The 19157-nt window shown below is 73.0% G+C and carries 16 protein-coding genes and 1 pseudogene; 14 read left to right on the forward strand and 3 right to left on the reverse strand.

Going from position 1 to position 19157, the window contains the following annotated elements:
• Window positions 1-36: 36 nt before the first annotated feature.
• The 3 genes from gap to ACIBQZ_RS14795 are packed head-to-tail and all read left to right on the forward strand — an operon-like array spanning window position 37 to window position 2103.
• Window positions 37-1056 carry a type I glyceraldehyde-3-phosphate dehydrogenase gene (gap, locus tag ACIBQZ_RS14785; RefSeq protein ID WP_396089115.1) on the forward strand — a complete coding sequence of 340 codons (1020 nt, stop codon included), beginning with the start codon at window positions 37-39 and terminating at the stop codon, window positions 1054-1056.
• A gap of 4 nt (window positions 1057-1060) precedes the next feature.
• Window positions 1061-1675: a CBS domain-containing protein gene (locus ACIBQZ_RS14790; RefSeq protein WP_396089116.1), complete on the forward strand. Its 615-nt coding sequence runs from the start codon at window positions 1061-1063 to the stop codon at window positions 1673-1675.
• 14 nt (window positions 1676-1689) lie between these two features.
• Complete coding sequence (locus tag ACIBQZ_RS14795) at window positions 1690-2103, forward strand: universal stress protein (protein WP_396089117.1); 414 nt, start codon at window positions 1690-1692, stop codon at window positions 2101-2103.
• Here ACIBQZ_RS14795 and ACIBQZ_RS14800 read toward each other — a convergent pair.
• Window positions 2084-2677 (reverse strand): universal stress protein, encoded by a 594-nt coding sequence (locus ACIBQZ_RS14800; protein WP_396089118.1) that lies wholly within the window; start codon window positions 2675-2677, stop codon window positions 2084-2086. The genes ACIBQZ_RS14795 and ACIBQZ_RS14800 overlap by 20 nt on opposite strands.
• 203 nt (window positions 2678-2880) lie before the next feature.
• Here ACIBQZ_RS14800 and ACIBQZ_RS14805 point away from each other — a divergent pair, with 203 nt between their 5' ends.
• Window positions 2881-3897: an Acg family FMN-binding oxidoreductase gene (locus ACIBQZ_RS14805; RefSeq protein ID WP_396089119.1), complete on the forward strand. Its 1017-nt coding sequence runs from the start codon at window positions 2881-2883 to the stop codon at window positions 3895-3897.
• A complete protein-coding gene (locus ACIBQZ_RS14810; protein ID WP_396089120.1) occupies window positions 3894-6620 on the forward strand; it encodes a cation-translocating P-type ATPase in 2727 nt (908 codons plus the stop codon). Before ACIBQZ_RS14805 ends, ACIBQZ_RS14810 begins: the two co-directional genes overlap by 4 nt.
• A 51-nt stretch (window positions 6621-6671) precedes the next feature.
• Here the strand turns inward: ACIBQZ_RS14810 and ACIBQZ_RS14815 are convergent, their stop codons facing one another.
• Both ACIBQZ_RS14815 and ACIBQZ_RS14820 read right to left on the reverse strand, forming a co-directional pair.
• Window positions 6672-7652 carry an Acg family FMN-binding oxidoreductase gene (locus tag ACIBQZ_RS14815; protein WP_396089139.1) on the reverse strand — a complete coding sequence of 327 codons (981 nt, stop codon included), beginning with the start codon at window positions 7650-7652 and terminating at the stop codon, window positions 6672-6674.
• A 15-nt stretch (window positions 7653-7667) separates the two neighbouring features.
• Entirely contained in the window at window positions 7668-8663 is a 996-nt protein-coding gene (locus tag ACIBQZ_RS14820) for an Acg family FMN-binding oxidoreductase (protein WP_396089121.1), read from the reverse strand.
• Between the two features lie 181 nt (window positions 8664-8844).
• Between ACIBQZ_RS14820 and ACIBQZ_RS14825 the strand changes: the two genes are divergently transcribed.
• From ACIBQZ_RS14825 to ACIBQZ_RS14865, 9 genes and pseudogenes are all read left to right on the forward strand, one after another.
• A complete protein-coding gene (locus ACIBQZ_RS14825) occupies window positions 8845-9540 on the forward strand; it encodes a CBS domain-containing protein (RefSeq protein ID WP_396089122.1) in 696 nt (231 codons plus the stop codon).
• Window positions 9541-9669: 129 nt separating this feature from the next.
• Window positions 9670-10359 carry a CBS domain-containing protein gene (locus tag ACIBQZ_RS14830; protein WP_396089123.1) on the forward strand — a complete coding sequence of 230 codons (690 nt, stop codon included), beginning with the start codon at window positions 9670-9672 and terminating at the stop codon, window positions 10357-10359.
• 164 nt (window positions 10360-10523) lie between these two features.
• Window positions 10524-14192 (forward strand): nitrate reductase subunit alpha, encoded by a 3669-nt coding sequence (locus ACIBQZ_RS14835; protein ID WP_396089124.1) that lies wholly within the window; start codon window positions 10524-10526, stop codon window positions 14190-14192.
• Window positions 14192-15856 (forward strand): nitrate reductase subunit beta, encoded by a 1665-nt coding sequence (gene narH, locus ACIBQZ_RS14840; protein ID WP_396089125.1) that lies wholly within the window; start codon window positions 14192-14194, stop codon window positions 15854-15856. Before ACIBQZ_RS14835 ends, narH begins: the two co-directional genes overlap by 1 nt.
• On the forward strand, window positions 15853-16473 hold the full coding sequence (gene narJ, locus ACIBQZ_RS14845; protein ID WP_396089126.1) for a nitrate reductase molybdenum cofactor assembly chaperone: 621 nt from the start codon (window positions 15853-15855) through the stop codon (window positions 16471-16473). The genes narH and narJ overlap by 4 nt, the downstream gene beginning before the upstream one ends.
• Window positions 16470-17222: a respiratory nitrate reductase subunit gamma gene (gene narI, locus ACIBQZ_RS14850; protein WP_396089127.1), complete on the forward strand. Its 753-nt coding sequence runs from the start codon at window positions 16470-16472 to the stop codon at window positions 17220-17222. The genes narJ and narI overlap by 4 nt, the downstream gene beginning before the upstream one ends.
• Before the next feature lie 25 nt (window positions 17223-17247).
• The gene (locus ACIBQZ_RS14855) at window positions 17248-18438 is read left to right on the forward strand and encodes a nitrate/nitrite transporter (protein WP_396089128.1); all 1191 of its coding nucleotides are present in this window, start codon (window positions 17248-17250) and stop codon (window positions 18436-18438) included.
• Window positions 18439-18450: 12 nt separating this feature from the next.
• Window positions 18451-18783 carry a cupin domain-containing protein gene (locus tag ACIBQZ_RS14860; protein ID WP_396089129.1) on the forward strand — a complete coding sequence of 111 codons (333 nt, stop codon included), beginning with the start codon at window positions 18451-18453 and terminating at the stop codon, window positions 18781-18783.
• Window positions 18784-18896: 113 nt separating this feature from the next.
• A pseudogene (locus ACIBQZ_RS14865) lies at window positions 18897-19157 on the forward strand (hypothetical protein); the annotation flags it as partial.

Consider the following 19157-nt stretch of genomic DNA (forward strand, 5'->3'; position numbering starts at 1 on the left):
AGAGGCTGGAGGGGACGACAAAGCCTGGAGGCAACGATGACCTATCGCATCGCCATCAACGGATTCGGCCGGATCGGCCGCAACTATCTGCGCGCCCTGCTGGACAAGGACCTGTCGAATGCGGGCTTCCAGGTGGTCGCGATCAACGACCTGTACGACACCGGCACGCTGGCCCACCTGCTCGAGTACGACTCGACGTTCGGCCGGCTGGACGCCGGGGTGAGCCACACCGACGACACCCTGAACGTGGGCTGGCACAGCATCCCGGTCTTCGCGCAGCGCTCACCCGAGCAGCTGCCGTGGGCGGACCTCGGCGTCGACCTCGTCATCGAGTCGACCGGCAAGCTGCGGACCCGGGACGACGCCGCGCTGCACCTCAAGGCGGGCGCGTCGCGGGTGCTGATCTCCTCGCCGGGCAAGGGCGTGGACGCGACCCTGGTCCCCGGGGTCAACGCGGACAGCTACGACCCGCTGCGCCACCAGATCATCTCCGGGGCCTCCTGCACCACCAACTGCGTCGCGCCGTTGGTGAAGGTGCTGCACGAGGCGTTCGGCATCGAGCACGGATATCTGACGACCGTGCACGCGTACACCAACGACCAGAACATCCTCGACGCCCCGCACAAGGATCCGCGCCGGGCCCGGGCCGCCGGGGTGAACATCATCCCGACCAGCACCGGCGCCGCCAAGGCGGTGGGCCTGGTGCTGCCGGAGCTGGCCGGCCGGCTCGACGGCGTCGCCCTGCGCGTCCCGGTCGTCGACGGCTCGATCAGCGACCTGACCCTGCAACTCGGCACCGAGGTGACGGTCGAGCAGGTGAACGCGGCCGTCGAGCAGGCCGCCGCGGTCGGCGGGCCGATGCACGGCATCATCCGCTACACGCAGGCGCCGATCGTCTCGACGGACATCGTCGGCGACCCGGCCTCCTGCGTCTTCGACGCCCAGCTCACCCAGGCGAGCGGCCGGCTGGCCAAGGTCTTCGGCTGGTACGACAACGAGTGGGGCTACACCAACCGGCTGGTCGACCTGACCAAGCTGCTGGCCGAGCGGAGGTGACGCCATGCGCGTCAAGGACATCATGACCACCCCGGTCCATGTCGTCTGGCAGAACGCGCCGGTGGAGAGTGCCGCCGAGCTGATGACCAGCAAGTCGGTCACCGCCCTGCCGGTGGTGGACGCCCAGGGCGCCCTGGTCGGGATGGTCAGCGAGGGTGATCTGCTGTGGCACCGGGTGCCCGGCGACCCGGAGAGCCAGTTCCGCCGGGATCCGGACCTGGCGCCGTACCGCCGGCCGGGCACGGTGGTCGAGGTGATGGCCGAGGAGCCGTACACGGCGACGCCGGACCTCGACGTGGCGGAGGTGGCCGACGTCATGCTCCGGCACGACGTCCGCAGCCTGCCGGTGGTCGAGGGCCGCGACGTCATCGGCATCATCAGCCGCCGCGACATCCTGCGGACGATGGTGCGCAGCGACGACGTCATCGGCCGGGACGTGCAGCACCGGCTCGACGAGTACGCCGACGGGGTGCACCGCTGGCAGGCCACGGTGGACGGCGGCGTCGCCACCGTCACCGGTGAGTTCGTCAACGACACCCAGCGGGCCGTCGTGACCGTCCTCGCCCGCACCGTGCCCGGGGTGAGTGCCGTGACGATCCAGGAAACCACGGGATCGTGAGCTGAGGGGGAGCCGTGTCAGTTCAGGTGCAGGGGCCGGCCGGACCGGTCGGCCCCGTCCTGGTGGGTGTCCTGGGTGCCGCGCCGGCCGAGGAGGCGCTGCGATACGCCTTCGCCGAGGCCGACGACCGTGCCGTGGGGCTGCTCGTGACGCTGACCGGCGAGGTCCCGGCCGAGGACGGCGTCCGGCAGGCCGACCTGGTGCAGCGGTGGTCGGAGAAGTATCCGGGGGTGCCGGTCACGACATCGGTGCGCCGCGGGCTCGATCCGGCGGTGATCCTCGCCGCCGCGTCGCGCGGCTGCGGCCTGCTGGTCGTGCAGCGGCCCACCAGGGCGGCTGCGGCAGCCCTGGTGGACGCCGTGTCCCGGCGGGCCCACTGTCCCGTCGTCGTGGTCGATCCCGCGCTGGTCACCAGCGCGGCTGCCTGACCGGTGCGGGGCCGTCCGGCGGCAGCACGGCGAGCGGGCACGCCGTGCGGCCCAGGAGCTCCCGGACGGTCCCGCCGAGCGGGTCGCCGTCGCCCGCCGGCGTGCTGCGGGCGGCCACCACCAGCAGCGCGGCCTCGGCGCTCAGCGCCACCAGCGCCCGCCCCGGGTCGGGGTCGTGCAGGATCTCGCGCTCGGTCGCGTCGGCCTGGGCCGGGGTGAGGTGGTCGTAGAGCACCTCGGAGAGCAGCAGGTCGGCGTCGGACATCTGGTCGAGCCGCGCCCGGCGGACTCCGGGGACGGCCGTGGGGCGCCCGGTCCACACGTGCACCACGCGCAGCGGCACACCCCGGCGGCGGGCCTCGGCGGCGGCGTACCTCAGCACCCGGCCCGGGCAGGTGTCGTCGTCGACGGCAGCCACCACCACGGAGCCGCGCGAGCCGGCGGCGTTGCCGTGGACCAGCACGGCGCCGGGCCGTTCTTCGCCTGCTTCGGTGCGGGCGGGGTCGTCCGGGAACCGCTGCCGGATCGCCGCCGCGATCTCGTCGACGGCCGGCTCCTCCAGGGTGGTCTTCACGACGGATCTCCTCGCCTCGGTGCGCTGAGTGTCACTCCAGCTTCACCCGTCGTGTCCGTTCGGTGGCAGGGTCTTTGGTCCCGAATCGGACCCCGCCCGAACGGGTTCGGCGGGGGAACCGCGCTCCCGGGACCATCGGCCCTGTCTGCCCGGGCACCGGCGGGGCTGTGATGAGCGGAGACACAGAGCGCAGGAGGCCGGCGATGAACGACATCGGTACCCAGCAAGCGCAACAGCCCGCCCGGCCGGACCCGGCCCCGCTCGACCTCACCGCGTGCGTGCGGTCGGCGACGGCCGCTCCCTCCCTGCACAACAGCCAGCCGTGGCGCTTCCGCATCAGCGCGGACAGCGTCGACGTGTACGCCGACCCCCGCCGGCGGCTGGACGTGCTCGACCCGGCCGGCCGGGAGCTGCTGATCAGCGTCGGTGCCGCGGTGTTCACCCTGCGGCTGGCCATCCGCGGCGCCGGGCACCTCAGCGACCTGGAGCTCTTCCCGGTCGAGGAGGAGCCGGACCTCGTCGCCCGGGTCCGCGTCGGCAAGCCGATGGCGCCGACCCCGGCGGCCGAGGCGCTGGTCGCGGCCATCCCGCACCGGCACACCAACCGGTGGCCGTTCGCCCGGTCGGTCGTCCCGGCCGACGCGGTGGAACGGCTGGCGGACGCCGCCCGCCGCGAGGGCGGGACCCTCACCGTGGCGAACGCGGTCAGCCGGAACGCCATCCTGAGCCTGTCCCAGGAGGCCGACCGGGCGCTGCGGTCGAAGGGCCGCTACCGCGCCGAGCTGGCCCGATGGACCAGTCCGCACGCGGGCCGCCGGGACGGGGTGCCGGCGACGGCGATCGGCCCGTGGGACGCCCTGGAGATCCTGCCGATCCGCGACTTCGGCCTGCTGCAGCCGCGCTTCGACCGGGCGGTCGCCCAGTTCGAGCCGTACCCGACGATCATGGTGCTGGCCACCGACGGCGACACCCCGCGGCACTGGGTGAACGCCGGGCAGGCCCTGCAGCGGGTGCTGCTGACCGCGACCTGGCTGAACCTGGCCACCACGCCGATCAGCCAGCCGGTGGAGATCCCGGGCGTGCGGCGGCTGCTGACCGCCAGCGGCAGCGGGAAGTGGGCCCAGATGGTGCTGCGGGTCGGCTACGGCCGGCCGGCGGTCACCACCCCGCGGCGCCCGCTCGCCGAGGTGCTGCTGCCGGACAGCAGCGAGGAGTCATGAGCCGCTCCGCGCCCGCGGGCGCGGAGCCGGCACCCCCGCTGCAGCTCCCGGACGACCCGGACGCCCGCGAGCCGCTGGCCGCGTTGTTCCGGGACCTGCGGACCTCCACGGCCGGCCTGAGTTCCCGCGAGGCCGCCCACCGCCTGCTGGTGTACGGCCCGAACCGGCTGTCCCGGCACACCCAGCGGCGCTGGCCCGCCGAGCTGCTGTCCCAGTTCACCCAGCCGCTGGCCGTCCTGCTGGCGGTGGCCGCCGGGCTGGCCTGGGCCGGCGGCAGCCCGGCGCTGGCGGTGGCGGTGGTGGCGGTGATCCTGCTGAACGCCGGCTTCGCGTTCGCCCAGGAGATGCAGGCGGAACGGGCGGTGGAGGCGCTGTCCGCGTTCCTGCCCGAGACCGCGTCGACCGTGCGCGACGGGGACCGCACCGAGATCCCGGTCGGCGACCTGGTGCCGGGCGACGTCGTGGTGGTCGCCGAGGGGGACCGGTGCAGCGCCGACGCCCGGCTGATCGACGGGGCCGTCACGGTGGACATGTCGGCGCTGACCGGCGAGTCGATCCCGGTCATCCGGTCCGCGGGGCCGGCGCCGGCGACCGGCTCCCTGTTCGACGCCGCGGACCTGGTCTTCAGCGGCACCACCTGTGTCGGTGGCGGCGCCCGGGCCGTGGTGGTCCGGACCGGGATGCACACCGAGCTCGGCCGGATCGCCGCCCTGTCGCAGCGCGGGCGGGCCCAGCGCAGCCCGCTGGAGACCCAGGTCCGCCGGGCCACCTGGATCATCGCCGTGGTGGCCGTGGTGGCCGGTGCGGCGTTCCTGCCCGCCGGCATCTGGGCGGGGCTGAGCTGGAGCGCGGCGATCGGCTTCTCCATCGGCCTGATCGTCGCCAACGTCCCGGAGGGCCTGCTGCCCATCATCACCCTGGCGCTGGCGGTGGGCGTGCGCGAGCTGGCCCGCAAGGGCGCGGTCGTCAAGCGGTTGTCGGCGGTGGAGACCCTCGGGTCGACGACCGTGATCTGCACCGACAAGACGGGCACGCTGACCGAGAACCGGATGCGGGCGACCCGGCTGTGGCTGAACGGCGAGGACGTCGCCACCGCGGACGCCCGCGCCGACCCCCGGGCCCAGGCGCTGGCCGGCGCCGCGGCGGCCTGCACGACCGCCGACCCGCACGCCGGCGATCCCACCGAACTGGCCCTGCTGCGCCTGGCGACCGAGCTGACCGCGGGGGTCAGCCCGCCCGCCCGGGACGCGGCCCGGCGGGCGGTGTTCTCCTTCGAGGGCCACCTCAAGCGCATGTCCACCGTCGACGAACAGGCGGGCGTCCTGACGGTGCACACCAAGGGCGCGCCCGAGTCGGTGCTGGCCTGCTGCGACCGGGTCCGCCGCGCCGACGGCAGCGCCGAACCGCTCACCGACGGGTGGCGCGCCGGGCTCGGCCGGGTGCTGGACCGCTACGCCGCCGACGGCCTGCGCGTGCTGGCCGTCGCGCACCGGCCCCTCGATCCCGGCGCGGCCGCCCCGGACGAGCGTGGCGACGCCGAGTCGGCGCTGATCCTGCTCGGCCTGATCGCCATGGTCGACCCGCCCCGGCCCGGTGTCGCCGAGGCCGTCGCCGCCGCCCACCGCGCCGGCATCCGGATCCACGTGATCACCGGTGACTACGGGCCCACCGCCGCGGCCATCGCCCGGCAGGTCGGCATCGGCACGGCCGGCGGCCGGATCGTCGCCGGCGACGAGCTGGACCGGCTGGACGACACGGCGCTCGACGAGCTGGTGGCCGGCCGGGACGAGATCGTGTTCGCCCGTTCCTCGCCGGAGGCGAAGCTGCGGATCTGCGAGGCGCTGCGGGCCGGCGGCCACGTGGTGGCGATGACCGGCGACGGCGTCAACGACGCACCGGCGCTGCGGCACGCCGACATCGGCATCGCCATGGGCCGCTCCGGCACCGACGTGGCCCGCGAGGCCGCGACGATGGTGCTGACCGACGACCACTTCGCGACCATCGTCACGGCCGTGCACGCCGGCCGCCGGGTGTTCGACAACGTCCGCAAGTTCGTGCTGTACATCTTCGCCCACGCCGTGCCGGAGGTCGTGCCGTTCCTGCTCTTCGCGCTCTCCGGCGGCGCGGTGCCGCTGCCGCTGACCGTGCTGCAGATCCTTGCCATCGACCTCGGCACGGAGACCCTGCCGGCGCTGGCGCTGGGCCGCGAGCCCGCGGAGCCGGGGCTGATGAGCCGCCGGCCCCGGCCGCGGACCACCGGGGTCATCGACCGCCGGCTGCTGCTGCGGGCCTGGCTGCTGCTCGGCGGCGTCTCCGCGGTCCTGGTCCTGGGTGCGTACCTGGTCACGCTGGGGCGGGCCGGCTGGCATCCCGGCGACCCCACCGGGCCCGGCAGCGCGCTGCACCACGCCTACCTGCAGGCCACCACGGTGACCTTCGCCGGGATCGTCGCCTGCCAGATCGGCACCGCGTTCGCCGCCCGCACCGACCGGGCGTCGCTGTTCACCATCGGGCTGCGCAGCAACCCGCTGCTGCTGTGGGGCCTCGCCTTCGAACTCGCCTTCACCGCCGCGGTCATCTACGTCCCGCTGCTCCAGCAGGTGTTCGGCACGGCCGCCCTGGGCTGGTCGCACCTGGCGATGATCGCCCCGTTCCCGGTCGTCGTCTGGGGCGCCGACGAGCTCGCCCGCTGGGTGGCCCGGCGCCGGGCCAAGGCGCGGTGACGGACAGCTCGGGCGGGGAAAGGCCCGGCGTCATCGACGCCGGGCCTCGGGTCAGCGGGTCTCCGGCTCCTCGCCGGGGCCGGCCAGCACGTCCTCGAGAGCGCGGCGCGGGCCGGGATGCCCGGCGTGGCCGTAGCCGATCCGCAGCGCCATCTGTGCGGAGCCGGACCGTCGCAGCGAGCGGCACAACTGGTCGCGGGCCGCCGGCACCTCGATCGGCTGGGAGATCATCGAGCACGCGAGGCCCAGGTCGACCACCGTCAGCAGCACCCGCTGCAGGGCCTGCCCCGCGACGAGCTGGTCGATCGGGACGTCACCGCGGGTGCCGAGGATCCCGACCAGCGGCTCCGGCTCGAAGTCGCGCCCGGGTGCGCGGCGGTGCTCGGCGAAGGGCCGCTGCGGCAGCAGGTCCTGCGGTTCGGCGGCGGGCGCCCCCGCCGTCACGGGCACACCCTGCGGGGCGCCGTCGGTGTGCGACCACGCCATCAGCTCCGCCTGGTACTCCGGGTCCCGGCGCAGCACGCGGTCGGCACTCTGGGCGATCTCGGCGAAGCCGGCCAGCGGGGTCATCCCGACGAGCAGGTCCAGCCAGGCGCCCTCGGCCCGGGCCGCCTCGATCAGCTCGACCCGCGCCGGCGAGGGCACCGGGTCGGGCCAGAACGGCTGGCGGTTGCTGTACCGGCGCGGGATCGCCTCGGCCATGGCCTGCTCCCGGTACGTCGGGGGCCGGGGTGTGCCCGGGGTGAGCCGGGCGATCACGTCGGACCCCGCGTCCCGGGGGAGCAGCGTGACGTCGGCCGGCACCCCGTGCGCCGCCAGCGCGACCCGCGCGTTGAACGTCGCGGCGCCGAGCGCGATGTGCAGCGCCCAGCCGGCGCTGTCGGCCACGGCGAGCTGCCGCGACCGGTCGGCCAGCACCTCGATCGCGCCCTCGCGCAGCCGGAAGCGCCACGGCTGGCTGTTGTGCAGCGACGGTGCCCGGATCGCGGCCGCGGCCGCGATCCGCAGGTGGGCATCGTCGTAGGTGGTGATGGTCACGATGGTCACCTATTCGCTGATCTGGATGACGTCGGCGGCCCGGCGGCGCGGCGCGGCCGGCGGCGGCGCGTCGGCGTCGGGGTAGCCGAGCCGGACGGTCAGGTACGGTTCACCGACCCCGCTCAGGAGGTCCTTCAGCAGGTGGCGAGGCCATTCGACCTCGATGGTGTCGCTCATCGGCGCGGTGGCGATGCCCTCCGCGGTGGCGGTGAGCAGCAGCGCGGACAGGGCCTCGCCGCCGCGCAGCAGGTCGTCGGGCTGGTCGGTGCGGCCGAACAGCACCACGTACGAGGCGCCGAGGTCGAAGCCCTCGCCGGGGGCCAGGCCCGCGGTGGTGCCCGGGGCGTAGTCGCGGACCGGCACCCGGCGGGGCGCCTGCTGGACCGCGGTCTCGGGCGGCACCCCGTCGCGGCTGTCGGCCGGCCGGTGGGTCCACTCCTCCAGCTCGGCGCGGTACGCGGGGTCGTTGCTCTCGGCGTCCGCGGCCCGGGCGGTGGAGGTGGCCAGCATCGGCATCTGATCGCGGCGGACCACGTGCAGGTACGCACCCTCCGCCTCCACGGCCTGCCGCAACCGGGTGAGCGTCTCGGCGGACACGGTCCGCTCGCCGAACGCCCGCCGGTCCGTACGCCGTACCGGTATCGCCGCGGCCGTGCGTTCCGCCTGCGGGTCGGCCTCCACGGTGCCGAGCACGGTGAGCCGCGCCAGCAGGCCGGCGCCCTCCTCACCCATCCGCTCGACCCGCACGTCCCAGCCGGCCGCCCGCAGGGAGACCCGGGCGTGGTGCAGGGCGGCGCCGCAGCTGAGCAGCAGCAGCCGGCCGTCGGGGTCGGTCGCGGTCAGCGCCCGGGTCCGGTCGGCGTGCAGCTCCAGCGTCGCGCCGGCGAGCTGCCAGCGCCACGGCTGGGTGTTGAAGACCGAAGGAGCGTGCAGCGCGGCCTCGGCCGCGGCCTCGAGGGCGGCAGTCGTGCGGGAACGTGTCGGCTGTCCGGGCTCTGCGGTCATGGCGGCATCCCTCCTCGTATTCGCTCACTGTGCCGGTCGTCGGCCGGGTGCGCGCAGGGCCGAAAGACCCGTTTCGGACGGTCCTGCGAGCTGCCCCGTCCTGCCGCTACGGGCCGGTCGGCCCTGGACCGGGGGGCGCGGCGTTCCTAGCGTCGGTGATGAGGTGGAGGAGGTGCGACCCATGAAACTGTGGCGCGTGGATGACGTCATGACGCGGGACGTGATCTCGGTGCGCGAGGACACCCCGTACCGGGAACTGGTGGATCTGCTGATCAGCCGGCGGGTGAGCGCGGTGCCGGTCGTCGACGGGCACGACCGGGTGACCGGCGTCGTGTCGGAGGCCGATCTGCTGCACAAGGTGGAGGCCGCCGGCGGCACGAGCCCACGGATCTTCGACGCCTGGCGCCGCCGCGGCGACCGGGCGAAGGCCGGCGGCCGGACCGCCGGAGAGGTGATGACCTCGCCGGTCGTCTCCGCCGAGGCGTCGCTGTCGCTGGCCGCGGCGGCCCGCCGGATGCAGCGTGAGCACGTCAAGCGGCTGCCGGTGGTGGATCATCAGGGCCACCTCATCGGCATCGTCACCCGCAGCGACCTGCTGAAGGTGCACCGCCGGTCGGACACCGAGATCTGCGGTGACGTGGTGTCCGAGGCGCTGCGCGACGTCGCGGTCCGCGACGGCTCCGCCGTGCGGGTGACCTGCTCCGACGGCGTCGTCACGCTGTCCGGGCGGGTGCATTTCCGGTCGGCGGCCGAGCAGATCGCCCGGATCTCCCGGCGGGTGCCGGGCGTCGTGGACGTGGCGGACGGGCTCACCTTCGACATCGACGACAGCATGCTCAACGGTTCGGAGCGCGGCACGCCGTTCGGCGTCGCGTAGCGCTGCGCCGGCGCCTCGGAAGGTCCCCCGTCGGGTGGGCTGTGGTCATTCCGGGAGGGGCCGGTCGGCCCTGCCCGGGCCGGCCGGCCTTTCCTAGCGTCAGGGGTGACCGACGAGGAGGCTTTTGCGATGAAGACCTGGACAGTCAACGATGTCATGACCACCGCCGTGGTCACCGTCTCGCAGGACACGCCCTACCGTGGCGTGGTCGACCTGCTGGTGAGCAACCGGTTCAGCGCGGTACCCGTGGTCGACGAGTTCCAGCGGGTGATCGGCGTGGTCTCCGAGGCGGACCTGCTCCGCAAGATCGAGTACGCCGGCGCGGCGGCACCGCGATTGTTCGACGGCCGGCGCCGCCGCGGCGAGCGGGTCAAGGCCACCGCCCGCACCGCGGCCGACCTGATGAGCACCCCGCCCGTGACGGTGCTGACCAACACCTCCATCCCGGCCGCGGCACGGCTGCTGGACGGCGAGGGGGTCAAGCGGCTCCCGGTCGTCGACGACCTGGGCCGGCTGGTCGGCATCGTCTCGCGCGGCGACCTGCTCAAGGTGCACCTGCGCCCCGACGACCAGATCCAGGCCGACATCGAGACCGGCGTGCTGCGCCCGTTCCTGGCCGACGAGATCGAGACCGTGCAGCTCACCGTGGCCGACGGCATCGTGACCTACACCGGCCGGGTGGACCGGTGGTCGACGACCGACATCGTCGACCGGCTGACCCGGCAGGTGGCCGGCGTGGTCGAGGTCGTCGACAAGCTCGAGTACGACTACGACGACCGCACCATCCTCGGCACCGGCATGGCCTACGGCATCGCCTGACCGAGTAATTCTTCCTCGTTCGGACCCCGCACGACCGATTCGGGACCTTCGGCCCGGGTGCCTTGGGCAAGATCGGTGTGGAGTGGAGCCGGCCGCCCGTTGGTCGTGTCACGGCCGGGGCGGCCGACGTGTCATGCGGGTCACGAGCGAGGAAGCGAGGACACATGGCGAGCGCGACCGAAACCGCGGGACGGGCGCTACTGGCGGTCGGCGGGCTGGTGCGGCGGGCGGAGGTGTCCACGGACGGCCGGACGCTGCACCAGATCGGCGGCCGGGAGGCGGACAGCTTCTACCGGGACCGCTGGTCCTACGACAAGGTGGTGCGCTCCACCCACGGGGTGAACTGCACCGGCTCATGCTCGTGGAAGGTGTACGTCAAGGACGGCATCATCACCTGGGAGCAGCAGCAGACCGACTACCCCAGCGTCGGCGCCGACCGGCCCGAGTACGAGCCGCGCGGCTGTCCCCGCGGCGCGGCGTTCTCCTGGTACACGTACTCGCCGACCCGGGTCCGCTACCCGTACGCCCGGGGTGTGCTGGTGGAGATGTTCCGCGAGGCCAAGGCCCGGCTGGGCGGTGACCCGGTGGCGGCGTGGGCGGACATCCAGGCCGACCCGGTGCGCCGCCGCCGCTACCAGCAGGCCCGTGGCAAGGGTGGCCTGGTCCGGGTGACCTGGGACGAGGCGCAGGAGCTGGTGGCCGCGGCGCACGTGCACACCATCGGCGCGTACGGCCCGGACCGGATCGCCGGCTTCTCCCCGATCCCGGCGATGTCGATGGTCTCGCACGCCGTCGGCGCGCGCTTCCTCTCCCTGATCGGCGGCTCCATGCTGTCGTTCTACGACTGGTACGCCGACCTGCCGGTGGCGTCGCCGCAGATGTTCGGCGACCAGACCGACGTGCCGGAGTCCGGTGACTGGTGGGACGCCTCCTACCTGATGATGTGGGGCTCCAACGTCCCGGTGACCCGCACCCCGGACGCGCACTGGATGGCCGAGGCCCGCTACCGGGGGCAGAAGGTCGTCGTGGTGTCGCCGGACTACGCCGACAACGTCAAGTTCGCCGACGAGTGGCTGCCCGCCCAGCCCGGCACGGACGGCGCGCTGGCGATGGCGATGGGGCACGTGATCCTCAAGGAGTTCTTCGTCGACCGGACCACCGCGCCGTTCGTCGACTACGTCTCCCGCTACACCGACCTGCCGTATCTGGTCGCGCTGGAACCCGCCGACGGCGGCGGGTACCGGCCGGGCAAGTTCGTCACCGCCGCCGACCTGGGGGAGACGGACGCCGAGGCCGCGTTCCGGCCGGTGCTGTGGGACAGCGCCACCGACGCCCCGGCGGTGCCCAACGGCTCGCTCGGCGACCGGTTCAGCGAGGCCGGGGTCGGCAAGTGGAACCTCGACCTCGGCGCCATCGTGCCCCGGCTCAGCTGCGCGGGCGGCGAGGGGGTCCCGCTCGCGCTGCCCCGCTTCGACAACGACGTCCCGGAGCTGATGCACCGCGGGGTGCCCACGGCGCGGGTCGGCGGCAAGCTGGTCACCACGGTCTTCGACCTGATGCTCGCCCAGTACGGCGTGGCCCGGCCGGGGCTGCCGGGCACCTGGCCGGCCGGCTACGACGACGCCGAGGTGCCGTACACCCCGGCGTGGCAGGAGCTGATCACCGGCGTGCCCGGCGCGGCGGTGGCCCGGATCGGCCGCGAGTTCGCCGACAACGCCGAGCGCTCCGGCGGCCGGTCGATGATCCTGATGGGCGCGGGCACGAACCACTGGTTCCACTCCGACACCACCTACCGGGCCATGCTCGTGCTCACCACGATCACCGGGTGCCAGGGCAAGAACGGCGGCGGCTGGGCGCACTACGTCGGCCAGGAGAAGTGCCGGCCGGTGACCGGCTGGTCGCACCTGGCCTTCGGCCTGGACTGGGTCCGGCCGCCGCGGCAGATGATCGGCACGGCGTTCTGGTACCTGCACACCGACCAGTGGCGCTACGACCAGTACCGCGCCGACGTGCTCAGCTCCCCCCTCGCGAAGGGCGAGTTCGCCGGCAAGCACACCGCGGACCTGCTGGCCAAGTCGGCCCGGCTGGGTTGGATGCCGACGATGCCGACCTTCGACCGCAGCCCGCTGGACGTGGCCGACGAGGCGCTGGCGGCCGCGCCGGACGACCCGGCCGGGCACGTGGCCCGCGAGCTCGTCGACGGCCGGCTCGGTTTCGCCTGCACGGACCCGGACGCGGAGCAGAACTGGCCGCGGGTGCTGACGGTGTGGCGGGCCAACCTGCTCGGCTCGTCGGCCAAGGGCAACGAGTACTTCCTGCGGCACCTGCTCGGCACCGACTGCTCGCTGCGCGCCGAAGAGGCGGGGCCGGAGAACCGCCCGGAGGAGGTCGTCTGGCACGACGAGGCGCCGGAGGGCAAGCTCGACCTGCTGCTGTCGCTGGACTTCCGGATGACCTCCACGACGCTGTTCTCCGATGTGGTGCTGCCGGCCGCGACCTGGTACGAGAAGCACGACCTGAACACCACCGACATGCACCCGTTCGTGCACGCGTTCACCCCGGCGATCAGCCCGCCGTGGCAGACCCGCACCGACTTCGACGCGTTCCACGGCATCGCCAAGGTGTTCTCCGAGCTCGCCGGTCCGCGCCTGGGTGTCCGCAACGACCTGGTCGCGGCCCCGCTGCTGCACGACACCCCGGACGCCATGGCCACCCCGCACGGGGTGGTGCGGGACTGGAAGACCGGAGAGGTGCCCGCGGTCCCCGGCCGGACGATGCCCAAGTTCATCGTGGTGGAACGCGACTACGGCGCCGTCTCCGCCAAGATGGGCGCGCTGGGCCCGCTGCTCGACCGGCTCGGCACCACCACCAAGGCCGTCACCGTCGACGTCAAGCCGGAGATCGAGTTCCTCAAGAAGGTCAACGGCACGGTCCGCGGCGGGGTCGCCGACGGCCGGCCGCGGCTGGACACCGACATCCGCTGCTGCGAGGCGATCCTGGCGCTGTCCGGCACCACCAACGGCCGGGTGGCCACCGAGGGCTTCACCTTCCTGGAACGGCGCACCGGGCAGAAGCTGGCCGACCTGGCCGCCGAGCACGAGGGCAAGCAGATCCGCTTCGCCGACACCCAGGCCCGGCCGGTGCCGGTCATCACCAGCCCGGAGTGGTCGGGCAGCGAACACGGCGGCCGCCGCTACTCGCCGTTCACCATCAACGTGGAGCGGCTCAAGCCGTGGCACACGCTGACCGGGCGCCAGCACTTCTACCTGGACCACGACTGGATCCAGGAGCTCGGCGAGGAGCTGCCGGTCTTCCGCCCGCCGCTGGACATGCACAAGCTCTTCGGCGAGCCCCGGCTGGGCCCCAAGGGCGAGCTGGAGCTGACGGTCCGCTACCTGACGCCGCACTCCAAGTGGTCCATCCACTCCGAGTACCAGGACAACCTGATCATGCTGACGCTCTCCCGCGGCGGCCCGACGATGTGGATGAGCGAGACGGACGCCGCCAAGATCGGTGTCACCGACAACGAGTGGATCGAGGCCGTCAACCGCAACGGCGTCGTGGTCTGCCGCGCCGTCGTGACGCACAAGATGCCCGAGGGCACCGTGTACCTCTACCACGCCCAGGAACGGGTCATCGACGTGCCGAAGGCGGAGACCAACGGCCGCCGCGGCGGCATCCACAACTCGCTGACCCGGCTGCTCATCAAGCCCAGCCACATCATCGGGGGTTACGCCCAGTTGTCGTTCGCGTTCAACTACCTCGGCCCGACCGGCAACCAGCGCGACGAGGTCACCGTGATCCGTCGCCGCTCCCAGGAGGTGCAGTACTGATGCGCGTCATGGCCCAGATGTCGATGGTGATGAACCTCGACAAGTGCATCGGCTGTCACACCTGCTCGGTGACCTGCAAACAGGCGTGGACCAACAGGTCCGGTGTGGAGTACGTCTGGTTCAACAATGTGGAGTCCCGCCCCGGGCAGGGCTATCCGCGTACCTATCAGGACCAGGACAAATGGCAGGGCGGCTGGACCCGGACCCGGACCGGGCGGCTCAAGCCCCGGGCCGGCGGCCGGCTGAAGAAGCTGTTCAGCATCTTCGCCAACCCCAAGCTGCCGGCCATGGCCGACTACTACGAGCCGTGGACCTACGACTACGAGCACCTGCTCACCGCCCCGGCCGGCGACGACACCCCGGTGGCCCGGCCGAAGTCGCTGCTCACCGGCGAGGACACCAAGGTGACCTGGTCGGCGAACTGGGACGACTCGCTGGCCGGCGGCAACGAGATCGCCGCCGGCGACCCGATCCTGCAGCAGCTCTCCGATCAGGTGCGGCAGGAGTACGAGAAGGCGTTCCTGTTCTTCCTGCCGCGCATCTGCGAGCACTGCCTCAACCCCTCGTGCGCGGCGTCGTGCCCGTCCGGGGCGATCTACAAGCGCGCCGAGGACGGCATCGTCCTGGTCGACCAGGACCGCTGCCGGGGCTGGCGGATGTGCGTGACCGGCTGCCCGTACAAGAAGATCTACTTCAACCACCGCACCGGCAAGGCCGAGAAGTGCACCTTCTGCTTCCCGCGCATCGAGATCGGCCAGCCGACCATCTGCTCCGAGACCTGCGTCGGCCGGCTGCGCTACCTGGGCCTGATGCTGTACGACGCGGACCGGGTGGGCGAGGCGGCGGCGGTCAAGGACGAGCACGCCCTGTACGAGGCGCAGAAGTCGGTCTTCCTCGACCCGCACGACCCGGCGGTGGTGGCCGCGGCCCGCGCGGCGGACATCCCCGACGACTGGATCACCGCGGCGCAGCGCTCCCCGATCTGGGACCTGATCATGAAGTACGAGGTGGCGCTGCCGCTGCACCCGGAGTACCGGACCATGCCGATGGTCTGGTACATCCCGCCGCTGTCACCCGTGGTCGACATCCTGCGCGAGACCGGCCACGACGGCGAGGACATGAACAACCTGTTCGGGGCCGTGGACGCGCTGCGCATCCCGGTCGACTACCTGGCCGGGCTGTTCACCGCCGGCGATCCCGCCCCGGTGACCGCCGTGCTCCAGCGGCTCGCCGCGATGCGGGCCTACCAGCGCCGGATCAACCTCGGCGAGGAACGCGACGAGTCGCTGGCCGCCGCGGTCGGCATGACCGGCGAGCAGATGGACGACATGTACCGGCTGCTGGCCATCGCCAAGTACGAGGAGCGGTACGTCATCCCGGCCGCGCACGCCGAGGACGCCCACCACCTCGAACAGCTCGCCACCGAGTGCAGCCTCGACGTCGAGGGCGGCCCGGGCATGGGCGGCTCCGGCCCGTTCGGGGAGGCCTCCGGCACGCCGGCGCCGATCTCGATCGAGAACTTCCACATGCTGCGCAACCGGCAGACCGCGGACTCGGTCGCCGCGCCGGACGACAAACAGGCCCGGGTCAACCTGCTGAACTGGGACGGCAAGGGCCGCCCCGAGGGACTGTTCCCGCCCAAGAAGGACGGAGAGAACTCGTGAGCGTGCCGATCTGGCGGCCGATCGCGGCCCGCGCGGCCTCGCTGCTGCTGCGCTACCCGGACGCCGGGACGCTGGCCGTCCTGCCGACCCTGACCGCGGCGCTGGCGGAGCTGCCGGCGCCGGTGGCCGAGCCGCTGCGGGAGGTGGCCGGCCACCGGGCGCGGCACGACGCGACCGAGCTGGCCGCCGGTTACGTCGAGCTCTTCGACTTCCGCCGCCGCTGCTGCCTGCACCTGACCTACTACACCGCCGGTGACACCCGGCGGCGCGGGGAGGCGCTGGTGCTGTTCGCCGGCGCGTACAAGGCCGCCGGGGTGCAGGTGGTCGACGGCGAGCTGCCCGACTACCTGCCGGCGGTGCTGGACCTGGCCGCGCTCGACGACGGCGGCTGGCGGCTGCTGCGGGAGAACCGGGTCGGGCTGGAACTGCTCTCCCGGGCGCTGGCGGCGCAGGGCTCGATCTACCGGAACGTGCTGGACGCGGTGACGGCGATGCTGCCGCCCGCCCAGCCCGGTGACATCGCGGCCGCGCTGCGGCTGGCGCAGACCGGCCCGCCGGTCGAGCAGGTCGGGCTGGAACCGTTCGGGCTCGTCGACACCACCGGGGGCCGGCGATGAACGTGCTGCTCTGGGTCGTCTTCCCGTACGTGTGCATCGCCGTGCTGGTCGGCGGGCTGATCTGGCGGTACCGCTACGACAAGTTCGGCTGGACCACCCGCTCGTCGCAGATGTACGAGAGCGCCGTGCTGCGCTGGGGCAGCCCGATGTTCCACTTCGGCGTGCTGATGGTCCTCATCGGACACGTGGGCGGGCTGATCATCCCGAAGTCGTGGACCGAGGCGGTCGGGGTCACCGAGCACTCGTACCACCTGATGGCGGTGTTCGTCGGCACGGTCGCGGGCTTCTGCACGCTGATCGGGATGGCGATCCTGATCCTGCGGCGCCGGCTCACCGGCCCGGTCTTCGCGGCCACCACCAAGAACGACAAGGCCATGTACGTGGTGCTGGCGTCCGTCATCGTGCTGGGGCTGTACTCGACGCTGCGGGCCAACGTGGCCGGGGACGGCTACGACTACCGCGAGACCATCTCGCCGTGGTTCCGGTCGCTGTTCTACCTCAGCCCGGACCCGGAGATCATGGCCGGCGTCCCGATCGGCTTCCGGATCCACATCATCGCCGCCTTCTCGCTCTTCGCGTTCTGGCCGTTCACCCGCCTGGTGCACGCGTTCAGCGCCCCGGTGGGCTACCTGACCCGGCCGTACGTGCCCTACCGCAGCCGGGACACCCGTCCGGGGCTGCGCAAGTCCCGGCCCGGCTGGGAGGGACCACCCAAGCTGCCCACCCGTTCCGGCCGCGACCGTGGCTGACCGGCCCGCACCCCGAGGAACCACGATGACCACACCTGGAAAACCGGGCGCCACCCGCAACCTCGTCCTCGCGACGGTCGGCTTCATGGTGAACTTCTGGGCCTGGGCGCTGCTCGGCCCGCTCGGTCCGGGCGTCAAGGAGCGGCTGGGCCTGAGCTTCGCCGCCCAGTCGCTGCTGGTGGCGGTGCCGGTGCTGGTCGGCTCGCTGGGCCGGATCCCGGTCGGCGCGCTCACCGACCGGTACGGCGCCCGCATCATGTTCCCGCTGGTCAGCGTCGCCACCATCGTGCCGGTGCTCACGCTGACCATGGTGTCGTCGTACCCGGCGCTGATCGTCACCGGCTTCTTCCTCGGCCTCGGCGGCACCACGTTCGCCGTCGGGGTGCCGCTGGTCTCCGGCTGGTACCCGCCGGCCCGCAAGGGCTTCGCCATCGGCGTCTTCGGCGTCGGCATGGGCGGCACCGCGATCGCCAACTTCACCACCGTCAAGCTGGCCGACACCTACGGCGACGACACCCCGTTCCTGCTCGTCGCGACGCTGCTCGCGGGCTACGCGGTGGCCGCGTTCCTGCTGATCCGGGACGCGCCGGACCGGCAGCGGCCGGTCGGGTCGGCGTGGGGGCGGATCAAGGACGTCGGGCGGCTCGCCGTCACCTGGCAGATGTGCTTCCTGTACGCCGTCGGCTTCGGCGGGTTCGTCGCGTTCAGCGTCTACCTGCCCGCGTACCTGCGGGAGGCGTACGGCCTCACCGCGAACGACGCCGCCCTGCGCACCGCCGGTTTTGTCGTGCTGGCCGTCATCGCCCGGCCGATCGGCGGCTGGCTGTCCGACCGGCTGCACCCGGTGCCCGTGCTGGTGTGGTGCTTCTCCGGCACCGCCCTGTTCGCCGTCGTGCAGGCGTTCCAGCCGCCGCTCGTCCCGGTCGCCACGGTCGCCTTCCTGGCCATGGCCGCCCTGCTCGGCGCCGCCAGCGGCGCGGTGTTCGCCCTGGTCGGCAAGGTGGCGCCGGCGGACAAGGTCGGCAGCGTCACCGGCGTCGTCGGCGCGGCCGGCGGCCTGGGCGGCTTCGTCCCCCCGCTGATCATGGGCTGGGTGTACGGCGCCGAGAGTTCCTACGCCATCGGCCTGATGCTGCTGTCCGATGTCGCGATCGCGGCCGCGGTCTACACCGCGGTCAAGATGAGCGGCCTGGTCCGCCGGCCGGTCACCACCTGAAGGAGAACCGTCATGCAGAAGTCGTCGCTGGCCGACCTCGCCGCCCGGCACCTCGACACGGCCCGCGGCTCGGCCAGCGGCCGCAGCGCCGAGACGGTCATCGGCGGGCACACCCACACCCTCCGGCAGACCCTCATCGCCCTGCGCGCGGGCGAGGCCCTGGACGAGCACGAGAACCCGGGCGAGGCCACCGTGCACGTCCTGACCGGCCGGGTCCGCCTGGCCAGCGGGGACACGTCCTGCGAGGGCGGGGCCGGCGACCTGCTCACCGTGCCGGACGCCCGGCACAGCCTGGCCGCGCTCGAGGACGCCGCCGTGCTGCTGACCGTGGCCAAACTCGGATAGTCCCCTTCGCGGGGGCCGAAGGTCCCGCCAGGTACGGCGGGGCGGCTCTGATCATCGGCTCGGTTCTCGGCTGGAATTGGGGTGCCACAACGACAAGGAAGGACGTGGACGCCATGACCGCCGTCCAGCACCCCACGACCAGCAAGGCCACTACTACGACTCCCCGGGCGGCCAGCGTCCCGGTGGTGGAGACGACGAAGAGCAAGGCGACCCGGTTCACGTTGGCGGGTCTGCGGCTGGCGCTGGGGTGGGTGTTCCTGTGGGCGTTCATCGACAAGATGTTCGGTCTGGGGTTGGCGACGCCGGAGAAGGGTGCCTGGATCAACGGTGGCAGCCCGACGAAGGGGTTCCTGGGTAACGCGGTGGCGGGTCCG

This window comes from Actinoplanes sp. NPDC049599, from assembly GCF_044465625.1.
Taxonomy (GTDB): domain Bacteria; phylum Actinomycetota; class Actinomycetes; order Mycobacteriales; family Micromonosporaceae; genus Actinoplanes.